This is a genomic window from Ottowia sp. (genome assembly GCF_035444425.1).
Lineage (GTDB): Bacteria > Pseudomonadota > Gammaproteobacteria > Burkholderiales > Burkholderiaceae_C > Ottowia.
On record NZ_DAOMOQ010000012.1, the window covers coordinates 34,056 to 56,429 of the forward strand.

General features: G+C 69.6%; 21 protein-coding genes. 12 read left to right on the forward strand and 9 right to left on the reverse strand.

Annotated features, from left to right (window positions below; genetic code table 11):
* Positions 1-25: 25 nt before the first annotated feature.
* The 3 genes from PK606_RS06845 to gcl all read right to left on the reverse strand — a co-directional run bounded on the left by PK606_RS06845 (position 26) and on the right by gcl (position 3,628).
* The gene (locus PK606_RS06845) at positions 26-931 is read right to left on the reverse strand and encodes a 2-hydroxy-3-oxopropionate reductase (RefSeq protein WP_324562068.1); all 906 of its coding nucleotides are present in this window, start codon (positions 929-931) and stop codon (positions 26-28) included.
* 86 nt (positions 932-1,017) lie between these two features.
* Positions 1,018-1,797 (reverse strand): hydroxypyruvate isomerase, encoded by a 780-nt coding sequence (gene hyi, locus PK606_RS06850; RefSeq protein WP_324562070.1) that lies wholly within the window; start codon positions 1,795-1,797, stop codon positions 1,018-1,020.
* 34 nt (positions 1,798-1,831) lie between these two features.
* The gene (gene gcl, locus PK606_RS06855) at positions 1,832-3,628 is read right to left on the reverse strand and encodes a glyoxylate carboligase (protein ID WP_324562072.1); all 1,797 of its coding nucleotides are present in this window, start codon (positions 3,626-3,628) and stop codon (positions 1,832-1,834) included.
* Positions 3,629-3,760: 132 nt separating this feature from the next.
* On the opposite strand from gcl, the gene PK606_RS06860 reads away from it, so the two are divergent.
* A complete protein-coding gene (locus PK606_RS06860; RefSeq protein WP_324562074.1) occupies positions 3,761-4,669 on the forward strand; it encodes a LysR family transcriptional regulator in 909 nt (302 codons plus the stop codon).
* Between the two features lie 25 nt (positions 4,670-4,694).
* On the opposite strand, the gene PK606_RS06865 is transcribed toward PK606_RS06860, so the two are convergent.
* The 3 genes from PK606_RS06865 to PK606_RS06875 form a co-directional block, all read right to left on the reverse strand.
* On the reverse strand, positions 4,695-5,363 hold the full coding sequence (locus tag PK606_RS06865) for a GDSL-type esterase/lipase family protein (protein WP_324562076.1): 669 nt from the start codon (positions 5,361-5,363) through the stop codon (positions 4,695-4,697).
* Positions 5,360-6,922, reverse strand: a complete 1,563-nt coding sequence (gene gshA / locus PK606_RS06870) for a glutamate--cysteine ligase (RefSeq protein WP_324562078.1) — start codon at positions 6,920-6,922, stop codon at positions 5,360-5,362. The genes PK606_RS06865 and gshA overlap by 4 nt, the downstream gene beginning before the upstream one ends.
* A gap of 103 nt (positions 6,923-7,025) precedes the next feature.
* The gene (locus PK606_RS06875) at positions 7,026-7,937 is read right to left on the reverse strand and encodes an SDR family NAD(P)-dependent oxidoreductase (RefSeq protein WP_324562079.1); all 912 of its coding nucleotides are present in this window, start codon (positions 7,935-7,937) and stop codon (positions 7,026-7,028) included.
* Positions 7,938-8,053: 116 nt separating this feature from the next.
* On the opposite strand from PK606_RS06875, the gene PK606_RS06880 reads away from it, so the two are divergent.
* Together PK606_RS06880 and PK606_RS06885 are read left to right on the forward strand one after the other, a co-directional pair.
* Positions 8,054-8,944, forward strand: a complete 891-nt coding sequence (locus PK606_RS06880; protein WP_324562081.1) for an NUDIX hydrolase — start codon at positions 8,054-8,056, stop codon at positions 8,942-8,944.
* A gap of 30 nt (positions 8,945-8,974) precedes the next feature.
* A complete protein-coding gene (locus PK606_RS06885; RefSeq protein ID WP_324562083.1) occupies positions 8,975-10,528 on the forward strand; it encodes an acyl-CoA synthetase in 1,554 nt (517 codons plus the stop codon).
* Between the two features lie 102 nt (positions 10,529-10,630).
* On the opposite strand, the gene PK606_RS06890 is transcribed toward PK606_RS06885, so the two are convergent.
* Both PK606_RS06890 and PK606_RS06895 read right to left on the reverse strand, forming a co-directional pair.
* Positions 10,631-11,602 carry a DUF808 domain-containing protein gene (locus tag PK606_RS06890; protein WP_324562167.1) on the reverse strand — a complete coding sequence of 324 codons (972 nt, stop codon included), beginning with the start codon at positions 11,600-11,602 and terminating at the stop codon, positions 10,631-10,633.
* 37 nt (positions 11,603-11,639) lie between these two features.
* Entirely contained in the window at positions 11,640-12,683 is a 1,044-nt protein-coding gene (locus tag PK606_RS06895) for a tRNA-dihydrouridine synthase (RefSeq protein ID WP_324562085.1), read from the reverse strand.
* Between the two features lie 192 nt (positions 12,684-12,875).
* Here PK606_RS06895 and PK606_RS06900 point away from each other — a divergent pair, with 192 nt between their 5' ends.
* The 7 genes from PK606_RS06900 (at position 12,876) to PK606_RS06930 (ending at position 18,537) form a co-directional block, all read left to right on the forward strand.
* Positions 12,876-13,394, forward strand: coding sequence for a FecR family protein (locus PK606_RS06900; protein WP_324562087.1), 519 nt, complete (start codon positions 12,876-12,878; stop codon positions 13,392-13,394).
* Between the two features lie 236 nt (positions 13,395-13,630).
* The gene (locus PK606_RS15935; protein WP_502920796.1) at positions 13,631-13,975 is read left to right on the forward strand and encodes an OmpA family protein; all 345 of its coding nucleotides are present in this window, start codon (positions 13,631-13,633) and stop codon (positions 13,973-13,975) included.
* 197 nt (positions 13,976-14,172) lie between these two features.
* Positions 14,173-14,916 (forward strand): c-type cytochrome, encoded by a 744-nt coding sequence (locus PK606_RS06910; RefSeq protein WP_324562091.1) that lies wholly within the window; start codon positions 14,173-14,175, stop codon positions 14,914-14,916.
* Between the two features lie 2 nt (positions 14,917-14,918).
* Positions 14,919-16,214, forward strand: coding sequence for a c-type cytochrome (locus PK606_RS06915; RefSeq protein WP_324562169.1), 1,296 nt, complete (start codon positions 14,919-14,921; stop codon positions 16,212-16,214).
* 49 nt (positions 16,215-16,263) lie between these two features.
* Positions 16,264-16,923 (forward strand): RluA family pseudouridine synthase, encoded by a 660-nt coding sequence (locus PK606_RS06920; protein WP_502920797.1) that lies wholly within the window; start codon positions 16,264-16,266, stop codon positions 16,921-16,923.
* 147 nt (positions 16,924-17,070) lie between these two features.
* Positions 17,071-17,655 carry a BPSL1445 family SYLF domain-containing lipoprotein gene (locus PK606_RS06925; RefSeq protein WP_324562095.1) on the forward strand — a complete coding sequence of 195 codons (585 nt, stop codon included), beginning with the start codon at positions 17,071-17,073 and terminating at the stop codon, positions 17,653-17,655.
* A gap of 108 nt (positions 17,656-17,763) precedes the next feature.
* The gene (locus tag PK606_RS06930) at positions 17,764-18,537 is read left to right on the forward strand and encodes an SDR family NAD(P)-dependent oxidoreductase (protein ID WP_324562097.1); all 774 of its coding nucleotides are present in this window, start codon (positions 17,764-17,766) and stop codon (positions 18,535-18,537) included.
* Positions 18,538-18,798: 261 nt separating this feature from the next.
* Here the strand turns inward: PK606_RS06930 and ppk2 are convergent, their stop codons facing one another.
* Positions 18,799-19,704: a polyphosphate kinase 2 gene (gene ppk2 / locus PK606_RS06935; protein ID WP_324562099.1), complete on the reverse strand. Its 906-nt coding sequence runs from the start codon at positions 19,702-19,704 to the stop codon at positions 18,799-18,801.
* A 185-nt stretch (positions 19,705-19,889) separates the two neighbouring features.
* Between ppk2 and bktB the strand changes: the two genes are divergently transcribed.
* Together bktB and PK606_RS06945 are read left to right on the forward strand one after the other, a co-directional pair.
* Entirely contained in the window at positions 19,890-21,074 is a 1,185-nt protein-coding gene (bktB, locus tag PK606_RS06940) for a beta-ketothiolase BktB (protein ID WP_324562101.1), read from the forward strand.
* A gap of 181 nt (positions 21,075-21,255) precedes the next feature.
* Complete coding sequence (locus PK606_RS06945) at positions 21,256-22,218, forward strand: Bug family tripartite tricarboxylate transporter substrate binding protein (RefSeq protein WP_324562102.1); 963 nt, start codon at positions 21,256-21,258, stop codon at positions 22,216-22,218.
* Positions 22,219-22,374: the final 156 nt, after the last annotated feature.

Here is a 22,374-nt window from a genome sequence, read left to right on the forward strand (position 1 = left end):
TCTCCTGGGCCTGGCGGCGAGCCTATCAGACCGCCTTCTGGCCGATCTCGAAGTTGGACAGCTTTTCCAGCGCGCGCACCATGCCCGAGTGGTCCCAGGCCGCGCCGCCGTGCGACACGCAGGCGCTGAACAGCTGCTGCGCGGTCGACGTGGCCGGCAGCGCCAGGCCGAGCTGGCGCGCAGCGCCGAGCGCGAGATTGAGGTCCTTCTGGTGCAGCGCGATGCGGAAGCCCGGATCGAAGGTGCGCTTGATCATGCGCTCGCCCAGGATCTCGAGGATGCGCGAGGTCGCCAGCCCACCCAGCAGCGCCTGGCGCACCTTGGCCGCATCGGCGCCAGCACGCGAGGCGAACAGCAGGCCTTCGGCGACCGCGTTGATGGTCAGCGCGACCACGATCTGGTTGGCCACCTTGCAGGTCTGGCCGTCGCCGATGCCGCCGACCAGCGTGATGTTCTTGCCCATCAGCTCGAACACCGGCTTGACGCGCTCGAACACCTCGGGCTTGGCGCCGCACATGATCGACAGCGAGGCGTTCTTGGCGCCGACGTCGCCGCCGGAAACCGGCGCATCGACGTAATCGCAGCCCAGCGCCTCGATCTTGCGGGCGTACTCCTTGGTCTCGACCGGCGAGATCGAGGACATGTCGATCACCACCTTGCCCTGGCTCAGGCCGGCGGCAACGCCGTTCTCGCCGAACAGCGCGGCGCCGACGTCCGGCGTGTCGGGCACCATGGTGATGATGATGTCCGACAGCTGCGCCACTTCCTTGGCGTTGGCGCAGACCTTGGCGCTGCTGCCGGCGATCGGCTCGGGTACCGGGCCCAGCGTGTAGACGGCCAGCTTGTGGCCGCCCTTGATCAGGTGGCCGGCCATGGGCGTGCCCATGATGCCAAGGCCGATGAAACCGATGTTGAGGGATGTGTTGCTCATGATGGGTGTCTCCGAAACAGGTGATGAGGCGGGCGTGCGGCAGCCGGCGCCACCGGCGGGCGCCGCAGTCGCTGCCCGATGAAGATTCAGGCCGTCAGGCGCTGGCGCCAGCCCAGCCCGCCGCGGGTATCGGCGGCCGGCTTGTATTCGCAGCCGATCCAGCCGTCGTAGCCGATGCGGTCCAGGTGCGCGAACAGGAAGGCGTAGTTGATCTCGCCGCTGCCGGGCTCGTTGCGGCCCGGGTTGTCGGCCAGCTGGATGTGGGCGATGCGCGCCAGCTGCTTTTGCAGCGTCGCCGCCAGCTCGCCCTCCATGCGCTGCATGTGGTAGATGTCGTACTGGAGGAAGGCGTTGTCGGCACCGACCTCGTCCAGCACGTCCAGCGTCTGCGCGCTTCGGCTCAGGTAGAAGCCGGGGATGTCGTAGGTGTTGATCGGTTCGACCAGCAGCTTCAGTCCGGCGGCCTTGAACTCGCCCGCGGCGTAGCGCAGGTTGTCGACCAGCGTGCGGCGCAGCACGGCATCTTCCACACCGGCCGGCGTCTTGCCGACCAGGCAGTTGAGCTGGCCGACACCGAGCGCCTGCGCGTACTCGATGCCCCTGGCGACGCCGGCACGGAACTCGGCCACACGCTCGGGCAGGATCGCGATGCCGCGCTCGCCGGCATCCCAGTCGCCAGCCGGCAGGTTGTGCAGCGCCAGCTTCAGGCCGTTGTCGTCGAGCCGGCGGCGGATATCGCGGGCATCGAACGCGTAGGGGAACAGGAACTCCACCGCTTCGAAGCCGTCCTTGGCGGCAAGCTCGAAGCGCTCGAGGAACGGCACCTCGTTGTAGAGTATGGTCAGGTTGGCGGCAAATTTAGGCATGTTCTCTTCCTTCAGTGGACGGGCTCGCAGGCTTTCAGTCGAGCATGGACACGGCGATCGAGGTCGGCACGTCGCCCAGACCCTGCGCCATCTCCTCGTGCTCGGTCACGTTGTCGATCTCGGTGCCCATCGCGATGTTGGTGACGCGCTCGAGGATCACCTCGATCATCACCGGCACCTGGTGCTCGGCAATCCAGGCCTCGGCCTGGCGGATCGCCGGCGCGATGTCTTCCTGCTTGTGCACGCGGATCGCCTTGCAGCCCAGGCCCTCGACCACCTTGACGTGGTCGACGCCATAGCCGCGCGAGGGCTCGGCCGACGGCGTGTTGATGTTGTCGAACGACAGCTGCACGCAGTAGTCCATGCTGAAGCCGCGCTGCGCCTGGCGGATCAGGCCGAGGTAGCTGTTGTTGACCACGATGTGAATGTAGGGGATGTTGAACTGCGCCCCCACCGCCATCTCCTCCAGCATGAACTGGAAGTCGAAGTCGCCCGACAACGCCACCACCTTGGTGCCCGGGTTCGCCACCGCGACGCCCAGCGCCGCCGGGCCGGTCCAGCCCAGCGGGCCGGCCTGGCCGCAGTTGATCCAGCGGCGCGGACCGTACACGTGCAGGAACTGTGCCGCCGAGATCTGCGACAGGCCGATCGTCGAGACGTAGGTCACGTCCTTGCCGAAGGCGTTGTTCATGCACTGGTAGACGCGCTGCGGCTTCATCGGCACGTTGTCGTAGTTGGTCTTGCGCAGGTACTGCACGTCGCCCTTGCGGGCGCGGCACTCGGCCACCCAGGCCGAGCGGTCGCGCAGCTTGCCGGCCGCCTGCCATTCCCTGGCCACCTCGATGAACAGCTCGAGCGCGGCCTTGGCGTCCGAGACGATGCCGTAGTCAGGCGCGAACACACGGCCGATCTGGGTCGGCTCGATGTCGACGTGGACGAACTTGCGGCCCTTGCAGTAGACCTCGGGGCTGCCGGTGTGGCGGTTGGCCCAGCGGTTGCCGATGCCGAGCACGAAGTCGCTCGCCAGCATGGTCGCGTTGCCGTAACGGTGCGAGGTCTGCAGCCCGACCATGCCCGCCATCAGGCGGTGGTCGTCGGGAATCGTGCCCCAGCCCATCAGCGTCGGGATCACCGGGATGTCGACCAGCTCGGCGAACTGCTGCAGCAGGTCCGAGGCATCGGCGTTGATGACGCCGCCGCCCGAGACGATCAGCGGCTTCTCGGCCGCGTTGAGCATCTCGATCGCCTTCTCGATCTGCCTGCGCGAGGCCGCCGGTTTGTACACCGGCAGCGGCTCGTAGGTGTCGATGTCGAACTCGATCTCGGCCATCTGCACATCGAACGGCAGGTCGATCAGCACCGGGCCGGGGCGGCCCGAGCGCATCAGGTGGAAGGCCTGCTGGAACACGCACGGCACCTGCGCCGGCTCCAGCACCGTGGTGGCCCACTTGGTCACCGGCTTGGCGATGGAGGCGATGTCCACGGCCTGGAAGTCCTCCTTGTGCAGACGGGCGCGTGGCGCCTGGCCGGTGATGCACAGGATCGGGATCGAGTCGGCGCTGGCCGAGTACATGCCGGTGATCATGTCGGTGCCGGCCGGACCCGAGGTGCCGATGCAGATGCCGATGTTGCCGGCCTTGGCACGGGTGTAGCCCTCGGCCATGTGCGAGGCACCCTCGACGTGGCGCGCCAGCACGTGGGCAATGGTCTGCCGCTCCTGCAGCTGCGCATACAAGGGGTTGATGGCTGCCCCCGGCACCCCGAAGGCCTGGGTCACGCCTTCCTTTTCCATCACCAGTACCGCGGCCATCGCGGCCTTCATCTTCGCCATGCTTGTGCTCCTTTGATTTGCTTGTCGTTGGCAGGGATGGTGCCCGCGAGCAGCCGCAGGAGGAAGCCGCCGGCGCTGCATATGATCTATTCCCAGGAGGAATAAAGCGAACCCCTCGTGTACCATGGCGGCATGGACCGCTTCACCGCCATGCAGGTATTCGTGCGCGTGGTCGAGACCGGCAGCTTCAGCAAGGCGGCGCAGGAGCTCGGCATCACGCAGCCGACGGCGTCGAAGGCGGTCGCCGAGGCGGAGCGCCACCTGGGCGCCCGCCTGTTGCACCGCTCGACCCGCGGTGTCACCCCGACCGAGGTGGGTGAGCTCTACCACGAACGCTGCAAGGCGATCCTGCACGACGTCGACGAGGTTGAGAGCCTTGCCGCCCTGGTGCAGCAAAGCGCCTCCGGCCTGCTGCGCATCAACTCATCGGTCGCATTCGGACGCCGCGTGCTGGTACCGCTGGTGCTGCGCTACATGAGCGAGCACCCGCGGCTGCAGATCGAACTCGGCTTCGACGACCACTACGTCAACCTGGTCGAGCGCGGTGTCGATCTGGCGGTCCGCCTCGGCCGGCTGGCCGATTCCAGCCTGGGCGCGCGCTACCTGGGCATCAACCCCTGGGTGCTGACGGCCGCGCCCGGCTACCTCGCGGCGCATGGCGCACCACGGACACCGGCCGACATCTCCACCCACGCCTGCCTGATCTACAGCAGCGTGCAGGGCGATGCGCGCTGGCTGCTGCACGGCCCCGGCGGCGAGGACGAATCGGTGCCGGTCAGCGGCCCGCTGCGCAGCAACAACCTGTCGGCGCTGGCGGCCGCCTGCGAAGCCGGCATGGGCCTGGCGGTGCTGCCCTGGTACGTGGCGCGCGAGCCGGTCGCCGCCGGCCGGCTGGTGCCGCTGTTGCAGGACCACGCCCTGCCCTCGCAGGAAATGCACGCCGTGTTCCCCTCACCCAAGCTGGTGCCGGCCAAGGTGCTGACCTTCATCACCTGGCTGCAGCAGCAGTTGGTCGGCGACTGGTGGGAGCGCGCGCTGTGAACGCCGGCGCTATGCACGCGGGCCGTCAGCGGTTCGACAGACCCACCGCCACGGCGGTGCCGTGCAGGCTGCGCGCAAACTGAGCATAGCCGCGCGCGTTGGCGTGGATGGCATCGGCGCGCAGCTCGGGGTCGGCCAGCACCTCGGCCCAGCCCTCGCGCTGCAGCGGGATCTTCAGATCGGCGGCGATCTCGGCGTAGAGGCGGTGGTCGGTCATCTGCCCCAGCGCGGCAGCCACCGTGGCGCGCGGCACCGCCACCAGCAGCACCTGCGCGCCGGCCTCCAGCGACTGCCGGCAGATCGCATGCACATGGGCGCGCGTGTCACTCTCCGGCAGCCGGCGCAGGAAGTCATTGCCGCCGATGCTGACGATGACCAGCCGCGGCTGGTGCTCGGCCAGCAGTGCCGGCAAGCGCGCCAGCGCCTGCGCCGAGCTGTCGCCCGGCACACCGGCATTCACCACCTTCCAGCCGGTCAACTCCGCCAGCACAGCCGGATACGCACTCTCCGGCGCAGCGCCGGTGCCGTAGGTGAGCGAATCGCCCAGCGCCAGCACGATGCTGCCGGGCGGCACAAGCTGGGCGGCGGTCTTGTCGCGCCCGCAAGCGGCGAGGATGGTGGCCGCAGACGCCGCCAGCGCCACGGCGCCCAGCCGCGCCAGGCAGCCGCGGCGCGTCGCCGCCAGCCGGCTCACACCGAGGCGGCGCTCACCATCACGGCGCTTTCGCCCAGGCCCAGGCGTTCGGGCGAGAGGTATTCAAGCCGGTAGGTCTCGAACGGTACCTGGTCGCTGGCCTCGATCTGCTTCTGCCTGGCGACCGACTCCCGCGCCAGCGCCTCGAAGCGCGCCTTCAGCGCCGGCGGGTACGGCAGTGCCATCAGCTGCGCGCGCGTCGCCAGGGCACGCTCGCGCACGAAGGCGACGAAGCTGTCCGCGTGCTGCTCGCGCACCGCCCGCAGCACCCGCGCCGAGGGCAGCGATTCGGGCGCCGCCAGCGCCGCGCGCGCGGACGTCAGCGCGTCCGCGTAGGCCCGGCCGCCGTCCAGCGCATCCATGGCGACGGCGATCGGCGCCAGCTGCGCCACGATGTCGGCCGCCCACTCGGCCAGCTCTACCTGCTGGCCGGCGCGCTCGAGCAGCAAGCCGGGCTCGCGCCCGCGCGCTGCCGTCAGGTGCTGGTTGAGCTTGATCGCCTCGATCTCGTCCGGCGTGTCGGGTGGGCTGTCGGCCAGCAGGCAGTGCAGCAGAAACAGATCCAGGAAGCGCGCCGCCGCCGCGCCGATGCCAACCGGCTCGAAGGGATCGAGATCGACCAGCCGCACCTCGACGTACTCGACGCCGCGCTCGCGCAGCGCGTGCAGCGGGCGCTCGCCCGCCTGGATCACGCGCTTGGGCCGGATGGTGCCGTAGAACTCGTTCTCGATCTGCAGCAGCGTGGTGGCGAGCTGGTTGTATTCGCCGCCGGGGTTGCGCACGCCGATCGCCTCGTAGGCCGGATACGGCACGGTCAGCGCCTGCTCCAGCGACTCGGCGTAGGAATCCAGGCTGTTGTAGCTCACCGCCAGCGAGGCCTGCGCATCGCTCTGGTAGCCCAGCCGGCCCATGCGCAGCGAGGTCGCGTGCGGCAGGTGCATGCCGTGCTCGCCGAGCGGCTGTAGTTCGTGCTCGCGCCCGTCGACGAAGCTCGAACACACCGCCGGCGAGGCGCCGAACAGGTACAGCAGCACCACCGCGTTGCGGCGGAAGTTGCGGATCAGCGCGAAGTACTCGTCGTTGCTGACCCCGGGCAACGACCAGTTGTAGTGGATGCCCGAGATGGTCTGCATGCGCCGGCCGTAGCGGTGGCTCAGGCCGACGCGGTAGATGCTCTTGGCGCGGCCGACATTCGAGGTGCCGTAGACCCCGATCGGGATGGTCTCGTCGGTCGGCAGGCCGCAGGGCATGCTCGACACCCACAGCAGCTCGCTGCCCAGTGCCGCCAGCTCGTGGTAGACGACCTGGTGGATCTCGGTCAGCTCGGTCAGCGCGGCATCGACGCCGGCGTGCGCGCCGGTCACCAGTTCGAGCTGCGACTCGCTGAAATCGGTGGTGATGTGCGGATGCGCCAGCGGTGAACCAAGCCGCGCCGGATGCGGCGTCAGCGCCAGCCGGCCGTCGGGCTCGGCGCGCAGGCTTTCCTTCTCGATGCCGCGACGGATCCCGCGCAGGCGCTGGGGCGTCAGTGCGGCGAGCCGGTCCCTCAGCGTATTCATGTCGTGTCGGTTTTTCTTCGCAAGCAGGAAGGCGACGGTATCACAGGCGCGCGATTTCTTCCCGAGTGGGTCTTGCGCGCCCACGCCCGCTTCCTGACCTCGATCAAGGGCGTGCCGCTAGGGCCTGGGTGACTTCGTTGCTGCCCTGCTCGGCGCCGCTCATCGGCACGGTGTCACCGCTGCGGTCGCTGACCTGCGCCAGCGCCGCCAGCAGGCGCTCGGGCGTGTCGGCGCCCAGGCCTAGGTGCGCGCCGCGCGTGAGCGTCACGTGCGCCGCCTCGTAGGTGCCGGCGCCGGCGCACAGGATGGCGCGGTTGGGTGCCTGTTCGGCGGCCATCACCAGCATCGCCGGCACCACGGCCTCGGGCTGCAGCACCGCCAGCACCTCGGCCGGCAGCAGGCCCTCGGTCATGCGCGTGGCGGCGGTGGGTGCCAGGCAGTTGACGCGGATGTCGTGCTTGGCGCCCTCGATGCTGAGCGTCTGCATCAGCCCCACCAGCGCCATCTTGGCGACGCCGTAGTTGGCCTGGCCGAAGTTGCCGTACAGGCCGCTGGACGAGGTGGTCAGCACGATGCGGCCGTATTTCTGCTCCTGCATGATCGGCCACACCGCCTTGCACAGATGCACCGCGCCCATCAGGTGCACGTCGAGCACCAGGCGGAAATCATCCAACCCCATCTTGGCGAAGCTCTTGTCACGCAGGATGCCGGCGTTGCTGACCACGACATCGACCCGGCCCCAGGTATCGACAGCCTGCCGCACCATCGCCTGCACGGCATCGAAATCGGTCACCGAGGCGCCATTGGCGATCGCCTCGCCGCCGCTAGCGCGGATTTCCTCGACGACCTGCTGCGCCGCACTGGCCGAGCCGCCGCTGCCATCCACTGCGCCGCCCAGGTCGTTGACCACCACCTTGGCGCCACGCTCGGCCAGCGCCAGCGCGTGCAGGCGGCCGAGGCCGCCGCCGGCGCCGGTGACGATGGCCACGCGGCCGCTGAAGTCGATTCGTTCCATGGGTTCAGGCACTCCTTGCGTCCGGTTCTCGGCCCGGACTGTAAAGCAGCCCGGCTGCACGCGATGTTGCCGACCGGACAGCAGGCCGTGCGCGCCTGGCCGCACAATCGGTGCCCATGGAACTCAATCACGTGATCGTCGACGCGCCGCCGCGCGACTCCGCCAGCGTGGTCATGCTGCGTGATGGCGCTGCGGGGCTCGAGGTGCTGCTGCTGCGCCGCCACAACAAGTCGGACCAGCTGGGCGGCGCCTATGTGTTCCCGGGCGGCAAGCTGGATGCGGCCGACGGCCATGCCGGCATGCTGGACCGGCTCGACCGCCCGGCGGCCGAGCTGCACGCGCGGCTGGGCGAACCCGGCCTGACACCCGGCCAGGCGGCGGCCTTCTACGTCGCCGCCGCACGCGAGGCGGCCGAGGAGTCGGGCGTGCTGTTCCTGCAGGTCGGCGCCGAGGAGATCGCCCTGCACAGCAGCCGCACCTGTAGCCGGCTGCGTGCGGGCGAGTCCTTTGCCGCGCTGCTGGCCGAGCACGATGCCCGGCTCGACACCGACGCGCTGGCACCCTGGTCGCGCTGGATCACGCCACGCCGGCCGTCGGTGATGAACAAGCGCTTCGACACCCGTTTCTTCCTCGCCGCCGTGCCGAAGCTGCAGGAGGTGCGCCAGGACGACTACGAGGTCACCGAGGCACGCTGGCTGACCCCGCATGCGGCGCTCACGCAGTACCGCGCCTACGAGATCGACATGGCGCCGCCGCAGATCGTGAGCCTGCTGCACCTGCTGCAGCACGCCAGCGTGGCCAGCGCCATGCAGGCCGCGCGCGGGCGGCGGCCGCCGCTGATCGAACCCGAGACCTTCGAGATCGGCGACATGCGCGTGCTGTGCTATCCGGGCGACGCCGACCACCCGCTGCGCGAGCGCGCGCTGCCCGAGCCGGTGCCCACGCGCGTGGTCTGGCGCAACAAGCGCTTCGAGCCGCCGCAGGGCTTCGGCGCCTTTCTCGACTGACAGCCGGCCCGCGCCGCCCCAGGAGTGACCATGCACCCCATCGTTCGCCGCCAGACCCTGGCCGATCTGCTGCGCCGCACCGCCGCCCGCCTGCCGAACAAGCTGGCCGTGCACTGCGGCGACACCCGCTGGACCTACGCCGAGTTCGATGCGCTGGTCTCACGGCTTGCCGCCGGGCTGGCGCAGCGCGGCATACGGCATGGCGACAAGGTGGCGGTGCTGGCGCGCAACTCGCACGGCTTCGCCGCCATCCGCTTTGCGCTGGCGCGCCTCGGCGCCGTGCTGGTGCCGATCAACTTCATGCTGAAAGCCGACGAGGTGGCCTACATCCTGCGCCACGCGGGCGCGAAGACGCTGGCCACCGACAGCGGCCTGGCGGAACTGGCGCGCGCCGCGGCGGCGCTGGACACGCAGGTGCAGGACTTAATCTGGCTGCCGAGCGAAGACCCGAGCGAGCCGGTGGACGGCATGGCCAGCTTCCACGAACTGGCGGCCTGCACCGACGCGCTGCCCGACACCCCGCTGCAAAGCACCGACCTGCTGCAGATCGTCTACACCAGCGGCACCGAAAGCTCGCCCAAGGGCGCGATGCTGACGCACGACGCCGTGCTGTGGCAGTACGTCAGCTGCTGCATCAACGCCGAAGTCGCTGAAGCCGACGTCGCGCTGCACGCGCTGCCGCTGTATCACTGCGCGCAGCTCGACGTGTTCTTCGGTCCGGCGATCTACATCGGCAGCGAGAACCACATCACGGCCAGGCCCACGCCGGAAAACCTGCTGGCGATGATGCAGGCGCATGGCATCACCAGCTTCTTCGCGCCGCCGACGGTGTGGATCGGGCTGCTGCGCTCGCCGCTGTTCGACCAGACCGATCTGTCGAAGCTCGCCAAGGGCTATTACGGCGCTTCCAGCATGCCGGTGGAGGTACTGAAGGAAATCGCCCGCCGCCTGCCCGGGGTGCGGCTGTGGAACCTGTACGGCCAGACCGAGATCGCGCCGCTAGCCACCCTGCTGGGCCCCGAGGACCAGCTGCGCAAGCCCGGTTCGGCCGGCCGCGCGGTCATCAACGTCGAGACCCGCGTGGTCGATGACCGGATGCAGGACGTCGCCGTGGGCGAGGTCGGCGAGATCGTGCACCGCTCGCCGCACCTGATGCAGGGCTATTTCCACGACGACGACCGGACGAAGGCCGCGTTCGAGGGCGACTGGTTCCATTCGGGCGATCTGGGCACCATCGACGAGGAGGGCTACATCAGCGTGGTCGACCGCAAGAAGGACATGATCAAGTCTGGGGGCGAGAACGTCGCCAGCCGCGAGGTCGAGGAGATGATCTACCGCCTGCCGCAGGTCAGCGAGGTCGCCGTGATCGGCCTGCCCGATCCGAAATGGGTCGAGGCGGTGACGGCGGTCATCGTCGTCAAGCAGGGTCAGGAGTTGACGGCCGGTCAGGTCATCGCGCACTGCAACGCCCACATGGCGGCCTTCAAGAGCCCGAAGCGGGTGGTGTTCCTGGACAGCCTGCCCAAGAATCCCAGCGGCAAGCTGCTCAAGCGCGAGCTGCGCAAGACCGTGGCGGTGGAGTGAACTCGCCGGGCAGGTCCGGTGCGCGCGCTACCTACGCCGATGCCGATGCGCGCCTAACGCACCACGCTGGCCAGCCTGCATAGCAGCGCCGCGTCCAGCCGCTCAGTGCGCCGCTGCCGGCTGACCGCGCAGCTTGCCGATCGCAACCACCACCGCCACCACGATGGCGCCGACCACGATGCCGACGCCGCCATTGGCCAGCATTTCCACCAGCCAGCCGATGCCGCCGGCTGCGGCCTTCCACTCCTGGATCAGGTGGTGCAGCGGCCCGATGCCGTGCGCGATGATGCCGCCGCCGACCAGGAACATGGCCGCCGTGCCCGCCACCGACAGGAACTTCATCAGCCACGGCGCCAGCCACAGGATGCCGCGGCCGATCGCCTGCGCGGCGTCGCTGGCCTTGCGGCTCAGCCACAGGCCCAGGTCATCAAGCTTGACGATGCCGCCCACCAGGCCGTAGACGCCCACGGTCATGATCAGCGCGATACCGACCAGCACCGCCAGCTGGGTCCAGAAGTCCTGCCCCGCCACCGTGCCCAGGGTGATGGCGATGATCTCGGCCGAGAGGATGAAGTCCGTGCGTACCGCGCCCTTGACCTTGTCCTTCTCCATCTGTGCCAGGTCCACCTGGGGGTTGGCCAGCGCGACCTCGAGCTCGGCCTCGTGGGTATCCGCCTCCTTCGGGTGCAGGAACTTGTGCGCCACCTTCTCGAAGCCTTCGTAGGCCAGGAACGCGCCCCCCACCATCAGCAGCGGCGTCACCGCCCAGGGCGCAAAGGCGCTGATGGCCAGCGCTGCCGGCACCAGGATCGCCTTGTTGACCAGCGAACCCTTGGCGACCGCCCGCACCACCGGGATCTCGCGGTTGGCACTGACGCCGGTGACCTGCTGCGCGTTCAGCGCCAGATCATCGCCGAGCACGCCGGCGGTCTTCTGCGCCGACACCTTGGTCAGCACGGCGACGTCGTCCGCCATGGCCGCGCTCTTGCGCGCGGCCACCTTGCTCATGACCGAGATGTCGTCGAGCACGGTGGCGATGTCGTCGAGCAGCAGGAGCAGGCTGGAGGCCAAGATGATTTCCCTGTCAGGTGGATGTTGTGGTGCGATGGATTCAGGCTGCAGCGCGCGCCGTCACCGGCAAATCGAGCCGCGCATACTGCGCCTGGGTGCGCTGCACCCAAGTGCCGACCGCCTGCGGATCGTTGACGGCGCGCAGCACATCGAAGGCCTGCTGCGCCTCCGGATAGGCCGCGCGCAGGTAATTCAACCATTGCTTGAGCCGCCCCGCGCGGTGACGCCGCTCCACGCGGGCCGTCACATCGGTCCAGAAATCCGTCAGCAGCGGCACGACGCGCCGCCATGGTAAGGCGGCGATGGCAGCGTCGCTGTAGGACGCCACCGGCTCGTGCGGTCCCTGGGCGGCGGCCCTGGCCGCATCGGCGATGGCCAGCGCCAGGCCCGGTCGGCGCACCATGCCGCGCCCCAGCATCAGCGCGTCGCAGCCGGTGACTTCGCGGCAGCGCGCGGCGTCCTGCACGCTCCAGATCTCGCCATTGGCGATCACCGGTAGCGGCAACTGCTGGCGTATCAGGGCGATCGACTCCCAGTAGGCCGGCGGCCGGTAGCCGTGCGCCTTGGTGCGCGCGTGCACCGCGAGTTCGCTGGCGCCGGCCGCGGCGATGGCACGGGCGCAGTCGAGCATGCGGGTGTCGTCGTCATAACCCAGCCGCATCTTCGCCGACACGGCGATGTGCGCCGGCACGGCGCGGCGCACGGCGGTGACGATGGCATGGATCAGCTCCGGTTCGTCCAGCAGCACGGCACCGCCGCGGTGCCGGTTGACGGTCCTGGCCGGGCAGCCGAAGTTGAGATCGATGCCGGCCGGCCGCAGCTCGGCCAGGCGGGCCGCGTTCTCGGCCAGGCACACGGGGTCGCTGCCCAGCAGCTGCGGCCGCACCGGCACGCCGGCCGCCGTGCGGCTGTCGCTCAGCAGCTCGGGCACCACGCGGATGAAGCTGCGCGCCGGCAGCAGGCGATCGGTGATGCGGATGAATTCCGACACGCAGCGGTCGACGCCGCCGACGCGCGTCAGGATGGCGCGCAGGCCGTGGTCGAGCAGGCCTTCCATGGGTGCCAGGACAATGCGCAGCGACATCGGGATGCGGGTGGCCGGAAATGCGTGGGAATGCGCCAGGCGCGGTGCCGGCGATTGTCGCCGCAGCGGCGGGCGGCGGCGACAGCCATGGGACGCCCGTGTCTTACAGCCGTTGCCCCGCCGCTGTTGTACGATCCCATGGCGGCCGCCGGCATGCTGCATGCTGCGGTGCGCCCAAAGAGGAACCATGAGATGTCGATCCGATTCGTCCGTCTGATCCAGGCTGCCGGCGCAGGCGCGCTGCTGTGCTGCACGCTGGCGTTCGCGCAGGAACCCGCCACGGTGCCGTCCGCATCGTCAGCCAGCACCGTGCCTCCATCCGCCACCATGGCGGATCAGCGCGAGGGCACCTTCAAGACGGTGCAGGGGGACGTCACCGTGATGCGGGGCAAGGTCAGCAGCGCCGCCATCGTCGGTGCCGCGCTGCACACGTCCGACCGCGTCACCACCGGCCCCGGCAGCGCCGCCGCCATCACGCTGCGCGACGGCACCGTGCTGTCGATCGGGCCCGACAGCGCCGTCGACCTGACGGAATTCCGTTTCGACAGCACGACGCACGACGGCAGCGTGCTGATCTCGCTGATGCGCGGCTCGCTGCGCGTGGTGACCGGCCTGATCGCCAAGCTCAAGCCCGAGCAGGTCAAGATCACGACACCAACCACGGTGATCGGCGTGCGCGGCACCGATTTCATCGTGGAGCAGCGATCGTGAAACCGGCCGCCTGGCTGCTGGGCTGGGCAGTGCTGGTCGCCGGCTGCGCACCGGCAACGCGCGTGGTCCTGCTGCCGCAGCAGGGCGGCCATACCGGTTCGGTGGAAGTCAGCACGGCAGCGTCCAGTGCGGTGCTGTCGAAGCCCTACGACGCGGCCGCGGTACGTGCCGGCAGTGTCAGCACCGAGCAACTCGACGCGGCCCAGGTCAAGCGTCGCTACGGCGAGCTGCTGGCGGTGCAACCACCCGCCGCGCAACGCTTCACGCTGCACTTCGAGACCGGTGGCGCGCAGCTGACGCACAAGTCGATGAGCCAGCTGAGCCAGGTGCTGGACGACGCCACGGCGCGGCCCGGCGGCGAGATCGCGGTGATCGGCCACACCGACCGGGTCGGCAAGCTGGAGGCCAACGACAGCCTGTCGCTGCAGCGTGCCGAGGCGATCCGCGAGTTGCTGATCCAGCGCGGCTTCGATGCGGCGCGCGTGGTTGCGTCGGGTCACGGCGAACGCGACCCGCTGGTGCCGACTGCCGACGAAGTCGCCGAGCCGCGCAACCGGCGCGTCGAGATCGTGGTGTACTGAGAAGGTGTGAACAAACCCGCCATGCCCGCTCGTACCGCCAAAACGGCACCACTCATCGTTGCAAATGCTCGCCGTAGCACGAGCTACGCCCGCGCTTTGCGCCTCGATTGGCGCCGTTTTGACGATCCGCTCGAACACGGCGGATTCATTCACACCTTCTGAGTTCGGCGGACCGAACGCGCCCAGTACCGGCCTGCATGCCCCGTCGCCGTCTTCCATTCCTGCTGAAGATCCTGCTGCTGGCCTGCGCCTGGCTTGCCGCCGCGGCGAGCGCGGCGCCGGCGTTCGAGGACAGCATCGCCGAGCGCACCAAGGCCTGCACCTTCTGCCACGGCGAACAGGGCCGCGCCGGACCCGACGGCTACTACCCGCGCCTGGCCGGCAAGCCGGCCGGCTACCTCTACAACCAGCTGCTCAATTTCCGCGACGGACGGCGCCACTATGGCCTGATGACGCGCATGGTCGACATGCTGAGCGACCGCTACCTGATGGAGATCGCGCAGTACTTCGCCGCGCTCGAGGTGCCCTACCCGCCGCCCGCGCCGCTGCCTGGCACACCGTCCGCCGAGCTGCTGGCGCACGGTCGCGAGCTGATCCTGCACGGCAACCCGGGCACGCGCCTGCCGGCCTGCGTGCAGTGCCATGGCGAGCAGCTGACCGGCACGCTGCCCGAGGTGCCGGGCCTGCTAGGCATGCCGTCCGACTACCTGATCGCGCAACTCGGCGGCTGGCGCACCGGACAGCGCCGCGCCCACGCGCCGGACTGCATGGCCGAGGTGGTGCAGCGCCTGTCGGACCGCGACGTGCATGCCGTCGTCAGCTGGCTCGCCACGCAGCCGGTGCCCGCCGATGCGCGGCCCGCGGCGCACAAGCCGTCACTGGCGCCGGACGCGCCCGACTTGAAGTGCGGCAGCGCGCCACTGCCCGGGACGCGGCCGTGAGGATGCTGCGAGTCGGCGCGCTCGCGCTGCTGGCCCTGCTGCTGGCCGGTGCTGCGGCGCTCTGGCATCTCAACTACAACGACGGCGTCGACATCCACGACCAGGCGGCGCCCGCTGGCGACCGCACCGCCCTGATCGCGCGCGGCGCCTACCTGGCGCGCACCGGCAACTGCCTGGCCTGCCACACCGCGCGCGGTGGCGACGCCGGCGGCGGCGGGCTGCCGATCGCCACCAGCTTCGGTACCCTGTACTCGAGCAACCTGACGCCCGATCCCGAGCACGGCATCGGGCACTGGAGCGCGACCGCCTTCTGGCGCGCCCTGCACCACGGCCGCTCGGCCGACGGCCGCCTGCTCTACCCAGCCTTTCCCTACACCCACACCACCTTGCTGACGCGCGAGGACAGCGATGCCTTGTTCAGCTATTTCCACAGCCTGCCGCCGTCGCGCCAGGAGGTGCCGGCACACCAGCTGCGCTGGCCCTACAGCATGCAGCTGTCGCTGGCCGGATGGCGCGCGCTGTACTTCCGGCCCGGCGACTTCGAGCCCGAGCCGGCGCGTGGCGCCGACTGGAACCGCGGCGCCTACCTGGTACACGCGGTCGCGCACTGCTCGGCCTGCCATGCCGGCCGCGACCGCTGGGGCGGCGCCGACTGGAACAGCTTCGGCGGCGGCCTGATGAAGCCGCAGGGCTGGTATGCACCCTCGCTGCATTCCGCACGCGAGGCCGGCGTCGCCGACTGGCCGCTCGAGGACATCGTGCGCCTGCTCAAGACCGGCCAGGCCGAGCGCGGCAGCACCAGCGGCCCGATGGCCGAGGTGGTGCTGCACGGCACGCAGTACTTCAGCGACGCCGACCTGCGCGCCATGGCCAGCTACCTGCAATCGCTGCCACAGCAGGTGCCGCCGCCGGCCGAATCCGCGATGCCCGCGCCGGCCGCTGCTGGCCGCCTGGTGCTGGCAGGCCAACAGCTGTACCAGGACCGTTGCGCAAGCTGCCACGGCGACCAGGGCGAGGGCCAGCCCAATGCCTACCCTGCGCTGGCCGGCAACCGCGCGGTGACCCTGGCACGCACCGAGAACCTGGTGCAAATGCTGATGTACGGCGGCTTCGGCCCCGCCACCGCCGGTCATCCGAGGCCGTATGGCATGCCGCCCTTCACCCAGCTGCTGAGCGACGCCGAAATCGCCGCTGTGCTGAGCTACATCCGCACCAACTGGGGCAACCATGCGCCGGAAGTGTCGCCGCTGGACGTGCACACCATGCGCGCCGCCATGGCGGTCGCGCTGCCGTCCTGAGTGGCAGCCCCGCCGCTGCGTCATCGTGGCTGAAGTCCCGCTGGCAAGCGTGCTAGACACCGATCCGCACCTCGCCCCCACCGACTGCCTGTACGCCGACGAACAGCTGCTGGCCCTGGTCAAGCCGGCCGGCCTGCTGGCGGTGCCGGGGCGCGGCGCCGACAAGGCCGACTGCCTGCTCACGCGCGCCCAGCGCCACTGGCCCGACGCCCTGGTGGTGCACCGGCTCGACCAGGCCACCAGCGGCCTGATGCTGCTGGCGCGTGGCGCCGCCATGCAGCGCGCGCTGAGCATCGCCTTCGGCGAGCGGCGCGTGCACAAGCGCTACCAGGCGCTGGTGCATGGGCGCCTGAGCGCGCCTGCTGGCGACGACGGCTGGCACCACATCGAACTGCCGCTGATCGTTGATTGGCCGAACCGCCCGCGCAGCAAGGTCGACCACGCCAGCGGCAAGCCCAGCCTGACGCGCTGGCGCGTACTCGGCCACGACGCCGCGCGCGACATCACGCGCGTCGAGCTGGAGCCCGTCACCGGCCGTTCGCACCAGCTGCGGGTGCACCTGCAGGCGATCGGCCACCCGATCGTCGGCGACGCCCTGTACGGCCCGCCGGACGGCACCGCGCGCCTCATGCTGCACGCCTGCGCGCTGCGGCTGGCGCATCCGGCCGACGGACGCACGCTGGCGCTGTCCAGCCCGGCGCCGTTCTGAGGGACTGCGGCCACTGAAGCCGGACGCCGCACAGCGCCTGTGCCGGCCGCTCGACAAGCCGGCGGGTTGCTGTCCTACGCGGCGTCCCGGGACCCACGGCTACAGTCTCGGCATCACCCATCGATTCACCCGACGAGAGGAGCATCCATGAACAAGTTCAATCTTCGCAGCATCGGCTTGGCGGTCGCCATCGGTCTCGGCAGCATCGGCATGGTCGCCTGCACCACCACGCCGCAGGGCTCGGAAGCCTCCGGCCCGACCGCGCGCGCCGCCATGGAGCGCGACGTCGACGCCACGCTGGCGCGCCTGTACACCACCGTACCGGGCACGCGCGAGATGGTGCAGCGTTCGGCCGGCGTGCTGGTGTTCCCGGCGGTGGTCGGCGGCAGCTTCGTGGTCGGCGTCGACCATGGCAAGGGCGCGCTGCGCGAGGCCGGCCGCACCAGCGGCTACTACAGCACCACCAGCGGCTCGATCGGCTTCCAGGCCGGTGGCCAGTCCAAGGCGGTGATCTACGTCTTCAACACGCGTGACGCGCTGAACAAGTTCAAGGCATCGAACGGCTGGACCGCCGGCGCCGACGCCACCGTGGCGGTCGGCAAGGTCGGCGCCAACGGCTCGGTCGATACCCAGACCCTGCAGCAGCCGGTGGCCTCGTTCATCCTGACCAACGTCGGCCTCGAGGCTGGCGCCGCGGTCGGTGCGGCCAAGGTCACGCGCATCAGCATCTGAGTTCCACTCCAGCAACCCCGCCTGCCGGCGCGTCATGCATCGGCAGGTGGATGCTGCCAAGCGCCGCCATCGCGGCGCTTTTTTTCATGCTTCGGCTAAATTGCGTCCATGCCCAACAACCCTGCTCCCCACCTGTTCATCCTCACCGGCGCCTCGCGCGGCATGGGCCTGGCCATGGCGCGGCAACTGCTGCAACCCGGCCACGTGCTGCTGACCCTGTCACGCCGCGCGAATCCGGACCTCGCCAGCCAGGCAGCCGGCGCCCAGGTCGTACTCGAGCAATGGCCGATCGACCTAGCCGACGCACCAGCCGCCAGCCAGCGCCTGCACGGCTGGCTGGCCAGTCATGCTGCGCAGGCGTTCGCCAGCGCCACGCTGATCAACAACGCCGGCGTGATCCCGGCCATCGTGCCATTGCGCGACGCCGACCCCGCCGATCTGGCGCACGCGCTGCGCGTCGGACTGGAGGCGCCGATGCTGCTGACCGCGGCCTTCCTGCGCGCCACGCGCGACTGGCCAGGCGCGCGCAAGGTGCTGAACATCTCCTCCGGCCTCGGCCGCCGCGCCATGGCCTCGCAGGCGGCCTACTGCGCCGCCAAGGCCGGCATGGACCATTTCACCCGCTGCGTCGCGCTGGACGAGGCGCCGCTCGCCAACGGCGCCCGCGTGTGCTCGCTGGCGCCCGGCGTGATCGACACCGACATGCAGGTACAACTGCGCGGCGCCGACGCCCAGGCGTTCCCCGACCGCGCCAACTTCGAGCAGCTCAAGCAGGGCGGTCACCTGACTTCACCCGAAGATGCCGCGCGCCGCGTGCTGGCCTTCCTGGCCCGCCCCGACTTCGGCGCCGAGCCGGTGGCCGACGTGCGGCAAGCCGCCTGATCGCCCGCGAATTCCGCCACTGCCCTGCCGCGCACGTCTCCGGTCGCCGCGTCAAGACCGGACTTAAGACTCACCGGACCCATCAGCGTGCCACCAAATGGCCGCAGAGCAGGCCAGTCCAGCGACAGCCGTGCCCGGACCTGCGCCGGGCACTGGCTGTGTCCCCCTTCGCGCAGCAAGAAGGGGGAAGCCGCGTCAGCGGCACAGGGGGATGTTCCGAATTCTGGGGAAGCGGCTCCAGCCGCTCAGGGGGATGCGCCGTCAGTATTCCTGCGGCACGATCATGCTCTGCGGCACCGGGTGCCGCACGTAGTCCTCATGGCGCACGCGCGGCGGCAGAACGACCTCGGGGCGCTCGATCTCCTGGTAGGGCAGTTGTGACAGCAGGTGGGTGATGCAGTTCAGGCGCGCCTTCTTCTTGTCGTCGGCAGGTACCACCCACCAGGGCGCCTCGGCGATGTGGGTGCGCTGCAGCATCTCTTCCTTGGCCTTGGTGTAGTCCTCCCAGCGGCGGCGGCTCTCCAGGTCCATGGGGCTGAGCTTCCACTGCTTCAGCGGGTCGTGGATGCGACCCAGGAAGCGCAAGTTCTGCTCCTCGTCTGAGATCGAGAACCAGTACTTGATCAGCACGATGCCCGAATGCACCAGCATCTTCTCGAACTCGGGCACGGTGCGGAAGAACTCCTCCAGCTCGGTCTCGGTGCAGAAACCCATCACGCGCTCGACGCCGGCGCGGTTGTACCAGCTGCGGTCGAACAGCACCAGCTCGCCGCCGGCCGGCAGATGCGGCACGTAGCGCTGGAAGTACCACTGCGTCTTCTCGCGGTCGTTGGGCGCCGGCAGCGCCACCACGCGGCACACGCGCGGGTTCAGGCGCTGGGTGATGCGCTTGATGACACCGCCCTTGCCGGCCGCGTCGCGCCCCTCGAAGATGATCACCACCTTGCGCTTGGTGGTGGCAACCCAGTCCTGCAGCTTGACCAGTTCACCCTGCAGCCGGAACAGCTCGCGGAAGTAGCGCTGCCGCGCCGACTTGTACTGCGGCGAATCGGTCAGCAGGCCGGACACCGCATCGATGTTGCGGTCTTCCAGCTCCATCTCCAGCTCTTCGTCGTAGCCGTCCAGCAGGTCGCTGCGCAGGCGCTTGATCAGTTCTTCTTTACTCACGGGGGTTCTCCAGGCGGTCGGGCGCCGGCACGCACCTTACGCATGCCGTATGACACTTTGATGACTGTCATACAAGGGTACTGCGGAGGGCGCCGCGGCAAGACACTGTCAGCGGCGTGTCGGCGGAAGGCGTCATACTGTCGGCTTTCAACCCGGATCATTCCCACAAGCAGGAGACTCGAATCATGGCTCGCGAAGTCGTCGTCGTCAGCGGTGTGCGCACCGCCGTAGGTACCTTTGGTGGCAGCCTGAAGGACACCCCCACCGTCGATCTGGCCGCCCTGGTGGTCAAGGAGGCGCTGGCGCGGGCCAGCGTCGAGGGCAAGGACGTCGGCCACGTCGTCTTCGGCCACGTCGTCAACACCGAGCCGCGCGACATGTACCTGAGCCGCATGGCGGCCATCAACGGCGGCTGCCCCAAGGAAACGCCGGCCATGAACGTCAACCGCCTGTGCGGCTCCGGCCTGCAGGCCATCGTCAGCGCCAGTCAGGGCATCCTGCTGGGCGACTACGACGTCGCCATCGGCGGCGGCGCCGAGAACATGAGCCGCGCGCCCTACGCCGCGCTGGCCACGCGCTGGGGCGCCCGCATCGGCGACACCAAGATGGTCGACATGATGGTCGGCGCGCTGCACGATCCCTTCCACACCATCCACATGGGCGTGACGGCCGAGAACGTGGCGGCCGAGCACGGCATCACGCGTGAGGAGCAGGACGCGCTGGCGCTGGAGAGCCACCGCCGCGCCGAGGTGGCCTGGAACGAGGGCCGCTTCAACGGGCAAATCGTCCCGGTGGTGAGCAAGGGCCGCAAGGGCGACGTCACCTTCGACAAGGACGAGCACTTCCGCACCGGCGCCAAGCTGGAGGACTTCCAGAAGATGAAGCCGGTGTTCGTGAAGGAGAACGGCACCGTCACCGCCGCCAACGCATCGGGTATCAACGACGCGGCTGCCGCCGTGCTGCTGATGGAAGCCGGCGCCGCCAAGGCGCGCGGCGCCCAGCCGCTGGCGCGCCTGGTCGGCTACGCTCACGCCGGCGTCGAGCCCAAGACCATGGGCATCGGCCCGGTGCCGGCAACGCAGCAGCTCCTGAAGAAGCTCGGTATGACGATCGACCAGATGGACGTGATCGAGGCCAACGAGGCCTTCGCCGCCCAGGCCTGCGCCGTCACCAAGGGCCTGGGTGCCGACCCGGCCAAGGTCAACCCGAACGGTTCGGGCATCTCGCTCGGCCACCCGATCGGCGCCACCGGCGCACTGATCACGGTGAAAGCGCTGTACGAGCTCAAGCGCATCAGCGGCAAGTACGCGCTGGTCACCATGTGCATCGGCGGCGGCCAGGGCATCGCGGCGGTGTTCGAGCGCATGTAAGCCAGGCCCGGGTTGCGCATCGCGCGGCCCTCCGGCAGTCAAGAGCGCCTGTTTCCTTGCGGAAGCGGGCGCTTTCATTTTTCCGCGCGCAGTGTGGCCGTTTCACGTCCGCACCCCGTTTCCGAACAGCGCGCTACCATGCGTGCCCCCAACAACGATTTCGTACAGGAAGCAGATCCCGATGTTCTCCAAGCTCGCTCCCCTGCTGGCGATCGGCCTGATCGCCGGCGCCGCCCAGGCGCAGACCTACCCCGACAAGCCGATCCGCATGGTGATCCCGTTCCCACCCGGCGGCGGCACCGACATCCTGGGCCGACTGGTGGCCAAGGAAATCACCGAGGCCAACAAGTGGACCGTCGTGCCCGAGAACAAGGCCGGCGCCGGCGGCACCCTGGGCATCACCGAGGCGGCCAAGGGCAAGCCCGACGGCTACGACATGGTGATGGGCCAGAAGGACAACCTGGTGGTCGGCCCCTGGCTGTATAAGAGCCTGCCCTGGAACCCGGTCAAGGACTTCGTCGCCGTGGCCCACGTGGCCTGGTCGCCGGTGATCATCGCCACCAGTGCCAACTCCAAGTACCAGACGCTGGCCGACGTGGTGACCGCCGCCAAGGCCGCCCCCGACACCATCACCTACGGCTCGCCCGGCAACGGCACCACCATCCACCTGGCGGGCGACCAGTTCGAGAAGGCCGCCGGCATCGAACTGCGCCACATACCCTACAAGGGCTCCAACCCGGCGCTGATGGATGCGCTGGCCGGCAACGTCGACCTGCTGGTGTCCTCGGTGCCCTCGGCGATGGCCCAGGTCAAGGCCGGCAAGCTGCGTCCGCTGGCCGTCACCTCCGCCAAGCGCAGCAGCTCGCTGCCCGAGGTGCCGACGGTGGCCGAAAGCGGCTTTCCGGGCTTCGACATGAGCACCTGGTACGGCCTGCTGATGCCGGCCGGCACGCCGGCGCCGATCGTGGCACAGATGAACGGCGCCGTGAACAAGCTGCTGGCCACGCCCCAGTTGCAGAAAGCCATCCAGGACCAGGGCGCCGAACCGCAGGCCATGAGCGCCGAAGCCTTTGCCAAGCAACTGCAGCGCGACTACCAGGGCATGGAAAAGATCGTGCGCGACGCCGGCATCCGGATCGAGTGATCCGCGCCTGAGGCGCTGACGCGCCTGGCCCCTCTGCGGAGCGCGTGCGGCCGACGGCTGGCGCGCGCCGCCGCCGCGGCCGCCACCGACCTGCCCGGCGGCTTGTCGGCCGATCGAGCAGCCGACCGGCCGGCCGGAAATAACCACGGATTCCAG

What these genes read in the sequence shown, in the direction of transcription:
- PK606_RS06885 (WP_324562083.1), top strand. Translation starts at nt 8,975, where the DNA reads ATGCACCCCATCGTTCGCCGCCAGACCCTGGCCGATCTGCTGCGCCGC.
- PK606_RS06915 (WP_324562169.1), top strand. Translation starts at nt 14,919, where the DNA reads ATGCTGCGAGTCGGCGCGCTCGCGCTGCTGGCCCTGCTGCTGGCCGGT.
- gshA (WP_324562078.1), bottom strand. Translation starts at nt 6,922, where the DNA reads ATGAATACGCTGAGGGACCGGCTCGCCGCACTGACGCCCCAGCGCCTG.
- PK606_RS06910 (WP_324562091.1), top strand. Translation starts at nt 14,173, where the DNA reads ATGCCCCGTCGCCGTCTTCCATTCCTGCTGAAGATCCTGCTGCTGGCC.
- PK606_RS06845 (WP_324562068.1), bottom strand. Translation starts at nt 931, where the DNA reads ATGAGCAACACATCCCTCAACATCGGTTTCATCGGCCTTGGCATCATG.
- PK606_RS06875 (WP_324562079.1), bottom strand. Translation starts at nt 7,937, where the DNA reads ATGGAACGAATCGACTTCAGCGGCCGCGTGGCCATCGTCACCGGCGCC.
- PK606_RS06880 (WP_324562081.1), top strand. Translation starts at nt 8,054, where the DNA reads ATGGAACTCAATCACGTGATCGTCGACGCGCCGCCGCGCGACTCCGCC.
- hyi (WP_324562070.1), bottom strand. Translation starts at nt 1,797, where the DNA reads ATGCCTAAATTTGCCGCCAACCTGACCATACTCTACAACGAGGTGCCG.
- PK606_RS06860 (WP_324562074.1), top strand. Translation starts at nt 3,761, where the DNA reads ATGGACCGCTTCACCGCCATGCAGGTATTCGTGCGCGTGGTCGAGACC.
- bktB (WP_324562101.1), top strand. Translation starts at nt 19,890, where the DNA reads ATGGCTCGCGAAGTCGTCGTCGTCAGCGGTGTGCGCACCGCCGTAGGT.
- PK606_RS06925 (WP_324562095.1), top strand. Translation starts at nt 17,071, where the DNA reads ATGAACAAGTTCAATCTTCGCAGCATCGGCTTGGCGGTCGCCATCGGT.
- PK606_RS06895 (WP_324562085.1), bottom strand. Translation starts at nt 12,683, where the DNA reads ATGTCGCTGCGCATTGTCCTGGCACCCATGGAAGGCCTGCTCGACCAC.
- PK606_RS06930 (WP_324562097.1), top strand. Translation starts at nt 17,764, where the DNA reads ATGCCCAACAACCCTGCTCCCCACCTGTTCATCCTCACCGGCGCCTCG.
- gcl (WP_324562072.1), bottom strand. Translation starts at nt 3,628, where the DNA reads ATGGCGAAGATGAAGGCCGCGATGGCCGCGGTACTGGTGATGGAAAAG.
- PK606_RS06900 (WP_324562087.1), top strand. Translation starts at nt 12,876, where the DNA reads ATGTCGATCCGATTCGTCCGTCTGATCCAGGCTGCCGGCGCAGGCGCG.
- PK606_RS06945 (WP_324562102.1), top strand. Translation starts at nt 21,256, where the DNA reads ATGTTCTCCAAGCTCGCTCCCCTGCTGGCGATCGGCCTGATCGCCGGC.